The organism is Kitasatospora sp. NPDC059817 (genome assembly GCF_042731835.1).
GTDB lineage: Bacteria > Actinomycetota > Actinomycetes > Streptomycetales > Streptomycetaceae > Kitasatospora.
The window spans coordinates 1-9937 of sequence record NZ_JBHWIR010000231.1 but is presented as its reverse complement, the minus strand read 5'-3'; the positions used below and the strand labels follow the sequence as shown (position 1 = coordinate 9937).

At 72.0% G+C, this 9937-nt stretch carries 8 protein-coding genes; 4 read left to right on the top strand and 4 right to left on the bottom strand.

Features of this window, described 5'->3' with window-relative positions; translation table 11 throughout:
* Positions 1-56: 56 nt before the first annotated feature.
* The 4 genes from ACFV61_RS31555 to ACFV61_RS31540 all read right to left on the bottom strand — a co-directional run bounded on the left by ACFV61_RS31555 (position 57) and on the right by ACFV61_RS31540 (position 4805).
* Positions 57-1673: a carbohydrate binding domain-containing protein gene (locus tag ACFV61_RS31555; RefSeq protein ID WP_380495332.1), complete on the bottom strand. Its 1617-nt coding sequence runs from the start codon at positions 1671-1673 to the stop codon at positions 57-59.
* A 433-nt stretch (positions 1674-2106) separates the two neighbouring features.
* Positions 2107-2694: a cysteine dioxygenase family protein gene (locus tag ACFV61_RS31550; protein ID WP_063345975.1), complete on the bottom strand. Its 588-nt coding sequence runs from the start codon at positions 2692-2694 to the stop codon at positions 2107-2109.
* Positions 2695-2697: 3 nt separating this feature from the next.
* Entirely contained in the window at positions 2698-4428 is a 1731-nt protein-coding gene (locus ACFV61_RS31545; RefSeq protein ID WP_380495330.1) for a cation acetate symporter, read from the bottom strand.
* Positions 4425-4805 carry a DUF485 domain-containing protein gene (locus ACFV61_RS31540; RefSeq protein ID WP_380495328.1) on the bottom strand — a complete coding sequence of 127 codons (381 nt, stop codon included), beginning with the start codon at positions 4803-4805 and terminating at the stop codon, positions 4425-4427. Before ACFV61_RS31540 ends, ACFV61_RS31545 begins: the two co-directional genes overlap by 4 nt.
* 340 nt (positions 4806-5145) lie before the next feature.
* On the opposite strand from ACFV61_RS31540, the gene ACFV61_RS31535 reads away from it, so the two are divergent.
* The 4 genes from ACFV61_RS31535 to ACFV61_RS31520 all read left to right on the top strand — a co-directional run.
* Positions 5146-7053, top strand: coding sequence for an alpha/beta hydrolase family protein (locus tag ACFV61_RS31535; RefSeq protein WP_380495326.1), 1908 nt, complete (start codon positions 5146-5148; stop codon positions 7051-7053).
* Positions 7050-7211: a hypothetical protein gene (locus ACFV61_RS31530; RefSeq protein WP_159398304.1), complete on the top strand. Its 162-nt coding sequence runs from the start codon at positions 7050-7052 to the stop codon at positions 7209-7211. The genes ACFV61_RS31535 and ACFV61_RS31530 overlap by 4 nt, the downstream gene beginning before the upstream one ends.
* 79 nt (positions 7212-7290) lie before the next feature.
* Positions 7291-9237: a RiPP maturation radical SAM C-methyltransferase gene (locus ACFV61_RS31525; RefSeq protein ID WP_380495324.1), complete on the top strand. Its 1947-nt coding sequence runs from the start codon at positions 7291-7293 to the stop codon at positions 9235-9237.
* Positions 9218-9937 (top strand): DUF5825 family protein (locus ACFV61_RS31520; protein WP_380495322.1); only part of this gene is annotated, 720 nt, incomplete at its 3' end. The genes ACFV61_RS31525 and ACFV61_RS31520, both read left to right, overlap by 20 nt.

The following is a 9937-nucleotide window of genomic DNA, read 5'->3' as shown; positions in this document are numbered from 1 at the left end:
CCCGTGCACCGGTGCACGGGAAGCCGGCGGGACGTCAGCGGGTGATCAGCGGGTGATCAACGGCCTTGGAGGGACCTCACGTTGTCGCCGAAGCTCCAGCCCTTCGAGCCGTCCCAGTTGAGCGACCACGTCATGAGCCCCTTCAGCGAACCGCCGAACGCGTTCCACGACTGGCCGACCAGGCCCGGGTCCATGTAGCCGCCGCCCGCACCGGGCTGGGCCGGCAGGCCGGGCACCTGCTTGTCGTAGGGCACCTTGACGGTGGTGCCCTGGATGGTCAGGCCGTTGTTCAGGCAGGTGGTCTGCGCGGTGAAGCCCTGCACGGTGCCGGCCTGGTAGGAGTCGCCGGAGCAGCCGTACATGCTGCCGTTGTAGTACTGCATGTTCAGCCACCACAGTTGCCCGTTGTCGGCGTACTTCTTGATGATCGGCAGGTAGGCGCCCCAGATCGAGCCGTAGGTGACGCTTCCGCCGGTCACGTACGCGGTCTCGGGGGCCATCGTCAGGCCGAAGCCCGCGGGCATCTGGGCCAGTACGCCGTCGATGATGCGCATCAGGTTGGCCTGGGAGGCGGACAGCGTGCCGATGCTGCCGCTTCCGGACAGGCCGGTCTCGATGTCGATGTCGATCCCGTCGAAGTTGTACTTCTTGAGGATCGGGACGACCGTCGCCACGAACCGGTCGGCGACGGTGCTGGAGCTCAGGTCGATGCCTGCGGCGGCACCGCCGATCGACATCAGGATCGTCGCCCCGGCCGCCTTGGCCTGGCACATCTCGGCGGGGGTCGAGACCTTGACGTTGGCGTCCATGCCGTCCTGCCACTGGACGGTGCCGTCCGAGAGGATCACCGGGAAGGCGGCGTTGATGACGTTGTAGCCGTGTGCGGCGATCCGGCTGTCCGTGATGGGGACCCAGCCCATGCCGGGGTGGACGCCGTTCGCGGCGCCGTCCCAGTTCTCCCAGTAGCCCTGGAGGACCTTGCCCGACGGCCTGGGCTTCGTGGGGCAGGTGTCGCCCGGCGCCGGGGTGGTCGGCGGCGGGGTGGTCGGCGGAGGAGTGGTGGGCGGAGGAGTCGTCGGAGGCGGAGTGGTCGGCGGAGGAGTCGTGGGCGGCGGGGTGGTCGGTGTGGGGCTGCTGCCGCCGGGGCCGGTGAGCGACACGTCGTCCGCGTAGTACGCGGGCTGCCCGTACCAGCCGTGCAGGTAGACGGTCACCGAGGTGGTGTTCGGCCCGGTGGTGAAGCCGACGCTGAGCTGGCTGTACGACGCACTGCTCGGCGTCCAGGTGGACGGGTCGCTGCCGGCGCCGGTGCCGGTGGCGCCCAGGTAGACGTAGCTGCCCTGGACGTAGGCGCTCAGCGTGTACTGGGAGTTGGGCTGCACGCTGACGGTCTGGCTGCACTGGGCGCTGTCCGGGCCGGTCGGCGTGGCCTTGAGCGCGGCGGCGCCGGAGTGGACCGGACTGCTGACGACCGCGCCGGAGCCGCCGGAGCAGGTCCAGCCGGAGAGCCCGTTCTCGAAGCCGGGGTTGGCCACCAGGTTGGGGGTGGCGGCCCCGGCCGTGACGGAGCCGGCCACGGCGATGCCGGCACCGATGACGGCGACGGCGCTCACCCCGGCGAGGGAGCGCCGCAGGACGCTCGGCCCGTGCTGGGCGCGGCTGGTCCGGTTCACCTGCGCTGCGCGTTCCACGCTCGCCCGCGGCTGCGGGCCAGGGGTCCGGAGCGGCTCGCTCCCGGTCCGGTCGCCTTCGAGGCGGCCGGGATCCGGACAGGGGCGGACCTCGCCCGACGGACGTGGAGTACGCGACCTTCGACGGAACATGCTGCGTTCCCTTCCCGCCGAGCGTCATGGACATGACCGACGCGTGGGGGCGCGACGCCCGGCTGTGGGTGAGGTGGGGACATGTGGGGCTGTGCCGGACCGGATCGTAGGAGGGGCGGCGCAGCTCGTCAATAGGTCTGGACCAATCGCGGGGTACGACCCGGCCGACCGCGGCAGAACCCGACGTCAGGCCGTACGGCCCCGCCCGCCTCACCGGGCAGGGGACCGGGCGTGGCCGACGGGCCGTCCGGGGCGGACGGCCCGTCGGTTCGCTACGGGGCGGTCACGGGGCCAGGCTCTCCGGGCTCCGCCAGCTCACCAGGCGGGCGCCGTCCGGCGGGAGGTCCACGACCTCGTTTCCGAAGACCCGGTTGATCGAGCTGCCCCCGTTCAGCGCGATGTCGGCGCCGTAGACGTGCAGGGAGACCGCGCGACCGGTGCCGCCGTTCGACACCCGGTGGATGTCCTCGTCGGGCGGCACCAGGAGCTGCACCCGGCCGGGAGAGCAGGTGGTCCGGCCGGACGGCACCAGCACCCTGCGGCCGGTTCTGGAGGGCCGCCACAGCCGGAACGCCTCGTCCACCTCGACGCCCTCCACCACACCGGACACGCACCAGGCGACGTGGTCGTGGATCGGGGTGGACTGACCGGGCAGCCAGGTCAGGGCCACCACGGAGTGCGTCCGTCCGGCGTGCAGCAGCCGCTGCGAGTAGCCGTCCGTGTCACCGGCGCACAGGTCGTCGGGCACGATCAGTCCGGCCCGCAGGTACTTGCGCAGGGTGTCCGCCGTGAGCTGGGCGGTCAGGACATCCGCGGCGGCGTAGCGCGCGAGGTCGGAGAGAAACTCGTCGAGGTTGGAGCCCGGCTCCACGCTCTACCGCCCCACTCCGGTGAGCGCGCGGACCTCAAGCTCCTCGAAGCCGCGCCCGTCCGACTCCTCGTCGCGACGGCGGCGGCTGCCGACCAGGGAGCCGAGGACCGCGGCCGCGAACCCGATCGGGATCGAGACGATGCCCGGATTCTGCAGCGGCACCGGTGCGGTGGTGGTGCAGGAGATCAGCGCCGTGGCGTTGCCGACCTGCTTGCTGGACGCCTCCACCCCGCAGTCCTTCGCCTGGGCGGCCGTCAGCTTCACGGCGTGGACCGTGCCGGTCGCGCCGCCCCAGCAGATCGGGGAGAGCAGCACCAGGCCGATCGAGCTGACCAGGCCCGCGTAGATGCCGCACTTGGCGCCGACGGTGGTGAAGCGCTTCCAGAACAGCGTCAGCAGGATCGCCGGCAGGTTGGCCGAGGCCGCGATGGCGAAGGCCAGGGCCACCAGGAACGCCACGTTGAGGTCCCTGGCGAAGATCGACAGGGCGACCGCGACCGCGCCGATGACCACGGCGGCGATCTTCGCCGTGACCAGCTCCTGCCGCTCCGTGGCCCTGCCCTTGCGGATCACGCTGGCGTACAGGTCATGGGCGAACGACGACGACGAGGTCAGGGTGAGCCCGGCGACGACCGCGAGGATGGTGGCGAACGCCACCGCCGCGATGAAGGCGAGCATCAGGGAGCCGCCGGTGGTGCCCGCGCCGCCGCCGAGGTGCTCGGCCAGCAGGGTGGCGGCAGTGTTGCCGGACGGATCCTTCTCCTTGATCGTCGCCGTGCCGACCAGCGCGGCCGCGCCGAAGCCGAGCACCAGGGTCATCAGGTAGAAGACCCCGATGATGCCGATCGCCCAGTTCACCGACTTGCGCGCGTCGCGGCCGGTCGGGACGGTGTAGAAGCGGACCAGCACATGCGGCAGCGCCGCGGTGCCCAGCACCAGGGCGACGCCGAGGCTGACCAGGTCGAGCTTCGACCAGCCGTCGGTCGCCCCGTACTTCAGGCCGGGCTGGAGAAAGGCGTCGCCCTTCTTGGAGGCCGCGGCGGCGTCCCCGAGCAGGTGGCTGAGGTCGAACCCGTACTTCGCCAGCACCCACAGGGTCATCATGGCCGCGCCGGCGATCAGCAGCACCGCCTTGACGATCTGCACCCAGGTGGTGCCCTTCATCCCGCCGACCACGACGTAGACGATCATCAGGGCACCGACCCCGACGATGGTCCAGATCTGCGCCGAGGCGCCCTTGACGTCGAGCAGCTGCCCCACGATCGTCGCCGCGCCGACCATCTGCGCGATCAGGTAGAAGATCGAGACCACGATGGTCGACACGCCCGCGGCGGTCCGCATCGGACCACTGCGCAGCCGCGCGGCCAGCACGTCGGCCATGGTGAACCGACCGGTGTTGCGCAGCAGTTCGGCGACCATCAGCAGCGCGACCAGCCAGGCGACCAGGAAGCCGATCGAGTAGAGGAAGCCGTCGTACCCGGAGAGCGCGATGATCCCGGCGATGCCGAGGAAGGAGGCCGCGGAGAGGTAGTCGCCCGAGATCGCGATCCCGTTCTGCAGCGCGGAGAACTGGCCGCCGCCGGTGTAGAAACCGCCGGTGCCCTGGGTGCTCCGCCGCGCCCAGAGGGTGATGACGAGGGTCACCGCCACCAGGGCGACGAACAGGCCGATGGTCAGGCCCTTGTGCGATGCCGCCTGCGCCGTCGCCGCGGCGAGCGGAAGGTGCTGTGTCATGCCTGGCTCTCCGTCAGTTCCTGGTTGTCGGCGCTGCCGGCCGATGCGGTCGGACGGGACGCCGCCGCGCTCCGCAGGGCCTCGGCCAGCGGGTCCAACCGCCGGGCGGCGAACCGGCCGTAGGCCAGGGCGATGCCGAAGGTCGAAACGAACTGCAGCAGTCCGAAGACCAGGGCCACGTTGATGCTCCCGACGACCTTGGCCGCCATGAAGCCGCGTGCATAGGCCGAGCAGAGTACGTACGCCAGGAACCAGAGCAGGAACGCCGCCGTCACCGGGAACACGAACCTGCGGTAGGCGGCGCGCAACTCGGTGAATCGCGGATCGTCGCCGATCCAGGGTGCGCCACCGCGCGACGACGCGGCTTGGTCGATCATGGGAATCCTTTTGAGCGGTGCGGAACTTGCCGAAGGCCCGACCGTAGGAATCCGTGGCAGACAAGCGATCAACGCGCGGTCGGCGACGGCCGGCCTTTGTGCGTTCCCGCTGCGCGTTCCCGGCACATCCACACCCCTGCCGGCCCGCATTCACCTCAGCTGCATTTCGGCCAACTGTGCGAAAGGTCTGTTCGCAACCACGGCACCCCCCTAGAGTGGCGGCGATCCTCCACAAGTGGCCTTTTCTTCACGCCAGTTCACTGGATCTTCACGCCAGTGCACCGGCCTCGGGACGTTCAGCGCAGTCTGTTCCCACCATCGAGCCGAAAGGGCCGGGTCCGTGACACAGGCGTTCCAGTCCCCCGGCTTCGCCGCCCTGGCGGCCGACCGCGCGGTCGAGACGCGACTCGTCGACGAGCGCTGGCAGGCGGTGGCCTGGGACCTGGGGACGGGTCGGCGCCGGGTGGTCACCGACCGGCCGGGGGGCGTCCACCTGAGCGAGATCGAGCCGGACGGCGACGCCGTCTGGTGGTTCGACGCCGACAACGCCGGGGAGGGGCGGTGGCGGCGCGAGCCGTTCGCCGGCGGAGCGGGCGGCGAGGCGCTGCACGGCGTGCCGCGCGGGCGGGCGTACGGCGTCGCTTTCGACCGGACGGGCGCGCTCGCGGCGGTGGTCGTCGGTGTCGACGGCGCCTCGCACTGCTACGTCGGACCGCCCGCGGGCCAGGCCCTGCTGATCGGTTCGGCGCCGGGGTACCTGAGCCTGGCCGACCTGTCGCCGGACGGTCGGCTCCTCGCCCTCGGCGGGCGGCCCGACGGGGACGACTCGGTGGCCCTGTGGCCGACGGGCGCGCAGGCGGACGTTCAGGCGACCGTTCAGACGGACGCGCAGGCGGACGGTCCGCTGCGGATCGCCGGGAACCGCCGACTGCGGCTCTGGCCGATCGAGTTCAACCCGCTCGCGGTACTCGAACCGGAGCTGCTGCTGGTGGTCGAGGAGGACGAGCAGTACACCGTCGCGACCTGGCAGGCCGGCACGGGGCTGCGCAGGTACCCGGGGCTGTCGTTCGACTCGCAGATATCGGCCGGCTGGTACCAGGGGCCGCGCGAGGTGCTGATCCAGCACGAGCGGGCCGGGCGGAGCCGACTGCTCCTCGCCGACCTCGACCCGCCGGAGGGGCAAGGGGCACCACAGCAGGGGGCCGCGCGCCGAGGACCGGCGGAACAGGCCCCGCCCGTCCGGGAGATCAGCACCCCCGGCGGCACGATCCACGACCTGTCCTGCGCTCCGGACGGCACCTTGCACTGCGTCTGGAGCCGGGAGTCGACACCGCCCCGCCCGCTGGTCCTGCGCCCCGGCACGGAGACTGCGCACCACCCCGGACAGGGCCTCGATCCGGACCAGGGCGACACCTCCCGCAGCCGGCGCTGGACGCCCCGGCCGTACGGGCGGATCCACAGCTTCGTCAGCACTCCGGCCGGCCAGGGCCCGTGGCCGACCCTCTTCCTGGTCCACGGCGGCCCCGCCACCCACGACCGCGACTCCTACGACCCGCGGGTGAACGCCCTGGTCGGCCGTGGCTACGCGGTGGTGCGCACCAACTACCGCGGCTCCACCGGCTACGGCGCCCGCTGGCAGCACGAGTACGGCCACCGGGTCGGGCTGGCGCAGATCGAGGACCTGGCCGCCGTCCGCGCGGAGCTGGTCGCCGACGGTACGGCGCTCGCGGAGCGCACCGGCCTGTGCGGATTCTCGTGGGGCGGCTACCTGGCCCTGCTCGCGATGGGCGCGCAGCCGGAGTTGTGGTCACTCGGCATGGCCGCTCAGCCGATCGCGGACTACCCCGCCGCCTACCGCACCACCACCCCCGCACTGCGCGAGCTCGATCGCCAGCTCTTCGGCGGGACCCCGGACGAGGTTCCCGAGCGCTACCGCGCGGCCGACCCGCGATCGTACGTGCACCAGGTCCGCTCGCCCGTCCTGCTGGTCGCCTCGCGGACCGACGAGCGGTGCCCACCCGACCAGGTCGCCCGGTACGCCGCGGACCTGCGCCGGCTGGCGGTGCCGCACGAGCTGCTCTGGGTGGACGGCGGCCACTACAGCCGCCAGACCGCCGACCACCGATCGGTGCTGGCCACGATGGTCCGGTTCGCCGAGCACGCCTGGCCGGCACCGCTCCCCCTGCCACCCCGGGGCGACCGCCCCGAGGTACCCGCCGAACTGGTGGAAGGAGGTGAACAGCCATGAAGCGACGCAGCATTCAGAACGACCCGATCAGCACCCCGGAGCGTGACCGGGGCGCCGTGGTGGTCCAGGCCTTCGCGCTCGACATCACCAAGGCCGCAGTGGTCGCGCCTGCCCTCAAGGGGCAGCCGAAGCCGAAGGCCGAGACCAAGGGCAAGTGATTCACCGTCGCTCCGGGGCGCCTGCGGTGCCCCGGAGCGACACCTCACCGACCGCCGGCGAACAACAGAAGTGGCCACCATGCGTATCGTCCTGCTGCACATGCCCTGGGGCGCGATCGACGTGCCGTCGCTGGCGCTCGGGATCATGCACACCGCTGCCGAACGCGCCGGCCACCAGGTCGAAGTGCGGTACGCCAACCTGGACTTCGTGGACTGGGCCGCCGAGACCGCGGGTTTCGGCGTGGACGACTACCAGTACTTCTCCGAGAAGTCCTACTTCCAGGGCGCGGGCGACTGGGCGTTCGCCGGCGCGCTGTACGGTGACGACGGCCCGGCCCCCGGCATCGAGGCCGGCATCGACGGCGACGACAGCGAAATCGACGACAGCGACGGCGAGTTCGCGCCCTACTGCGAGTACCTGGCCACCAGCGGTGCGAGCGAGCAGGAGATCGCACTGACCCGGGCCACCCGCGCGATCGCCCCCGCGTTCATCGCCCGACTGGTCGACGAACTCGCCGCCGACCCACCGGACTTGGTCGGCTTCACCACCACCTTCCAGCAGAACACGGCGAGCCTCGCCGCCGCGAAGCTGCTCAAGCAGCGGTGCCCGCAGGTGCGCACGGTGTTCGGCGGCGCGAACTGCGACGGTCCGCAGGGCGCCGCGCTGCACCGCAACTTCCCCTTCCTGGACTACGTGGTGCGCGGCGAGGGCGAGGCCGCCTTCCCGGCGCTCCTTGAAGGCGGCGACCTCTCCGCCGTCCCCGGGCTCTGCTGGCGGGACGACTCTGGGACGTCGACGGCCAACGAGATGACGAGGCGTCCACTGCCGCCCGCGGCGATCCTGGCGCCCCGCTACGACGGCTTCTACGAGCGGCTCGACGCCTCCGTCGCGGCCGGCTGGGTCGATCCCAAGCTGGTCGTCGAGGGCTCCCGGGGCTGCTGGTGGGGCGAGAAGCACCACTGCACCTTCTGCGGGCTCAACGGCTCCTCGATGGAGTTCCGCTCCAAGCCGCCGACGGACTTCCTCGCCGAGGTGCTCACGCTCGCCGAACGCCACCAGCTGTTGGACGTCTACGTGGTCGACAACATCCTGGACATGGGCTACTTCGACACCGTCCTGAAGTCACTGGCCGAACTCCCGGTCGATCTGCGGCTGCACTTCGAGATCAAGGCCAACCTGCGCCGCCACCAGTTCCAGCTCCTCGGCGACTCGGGCGCGGCCCAGGTGCAGCCCGGCATCGAGAGCCTGAGCACCCGGGTCCTGCGGATCATGGACAAGGGGGTGACGGGCTGCCAGAACGTCCGCGCGCTGCGGGACGCGCAGAGCGCCGGAGTGTCGGTGAGCTGGAACTACCTCTACGGCTTCCCGGGCGAGCAGCCGGCCGACTACGAGTCGGTGATCCGCCAACTGCCCCTGCTGCACCACCTGGACCCGCCGACCGGAGCGGGACGGATCGCGATCGAGCGGTTCAGCCCGTACTTCGACCGGCCCGAGCTGGGCTTCGCGATCACCCGGCCGGCCTTCCAGTACGGCGCGACCTACCGCCTGCCGCAGAGCGAACTGGCCGAACTGGCCTACGTGTTCAGCGCGCCACCACGCGGGATCGGCGGCGACCTCGCGGAGCGGCTGAGCGCGGCGGTGGACACCTGGATCGCGCGGTTCCCCGACAGTCGGCTCAGCTACCGGGACGCGGGCGGCCGGATCGCGCTCGTCAACACCCGCCCCGAGTACGACTGGCGGGTGGTCGAGCTGACCGATCCGGTGGAGCTCGCCGCCTTCCGGCTGCTGAACCAGCCCCGCTCGACCGCCGCGCTGGCCGCCAAGGTCCCCGGCGGCGCGGCGGCGGTCGGGCCGGTGCTGGAGCGCTTCACCGCGCTGGGTCTGCTGTTCCACGACGGGGACAGCTTCCTCCAGGTCGCCGTCGAGTCCGACAACCAGGTGCTGATGCGGATGCAGCACCGGCACGGCCCCGCCGCCGCCCGCCCTCGCGCCGAGGAGGTGCTCGATGCCGTCACGATCGGCTGAACGGACCGATGCCGGAACGGCCGATGCTGGAAAGGCCGTTGCGGGAAGGACCGTGGCGGGAAGGGCCGATCCTGGAGGGGCCGTTGCGGGAGGGGCCGATGCCGCCTCCTGGCGCGCGGCCGGCCCGGAGGCCGAGCTCTGGCTCGACTACGACCCCGCCGCCAGGGAGTTGCCGGGCTTCGCGCTCGGTCGCCGCACCCTGTCCGGCCCGGCGGAGGCGGAGGTCACCGAACTGCACCGCGCCGGGGTCCGCTGCCTGCGACTGACCGAGCCGGTGCGGCTCTGCGCGGACGCGCCGGCGGCCTCCGCGCGGGCGCTGATGCTGCTGCGCGAGGCGACCGGGCAGGGGCTTGCCGTGCTCTGGCAGGCCGACTGCACGGACGGCTGCGCGGCGCAGCGCCGGTTCCACCACCTGTACCCGCCCGAGCAGTTGACCGGCGGCCCCCAGGACGTCGTCGCCGACTGGCGCGCCACGTACTACCCGAGCAAGTGCGTCTTCCGGCGCGGCCCCGGCTTCGTCGAGGTGCGCGACCGCCGGTTCGGGACGCTGGAGCTGTTCACCATCGACGAGCCGGGCCACCTGGCGCAGGTCGAGGCGCTGGCCGAGGGCGTCGAGGTCGGCCGGCTGCCGGACGCCGTCCACCAGGACTTCGCCGCGGCCGGCCTGTTGGGCGAACATGGCGGCCGCGCCTGGTTACTG

Excerpts from the sequence above, each read along its gene's own strand:
- ACFV61_RS31545 (WP_380495330.1), bottom strand. The coding sequence starts at position 4,428 with ATGACACAGCACCTTCCGCTCGCCGCGGCGACGGCGCAGGCGGCATCG.
- ACFV61_RS31540 (WP_380495328.1), bottom strand. The coding sequence starts at position 4,805 with ATGATCGACCAAGCCGCGTCGTCGCGCGGTGGCGCACCCTGGATCGGC.
- ACFV61_RS31530 (WP_159398304.1), top strand. The coding sequence starts at position 7,050 with ATGAAGCGACGCAGCATTCAGAACGACCCGATCAGCACCCCGGAGCGT.
- ACFV61_RS31525 (WP_380495324.1), top strand. The coding sequence starts at position 7,291 with ATGCGTATCGTCCTGCTGCACATGCCCTGGGGCGCGATCGACGTGCCG.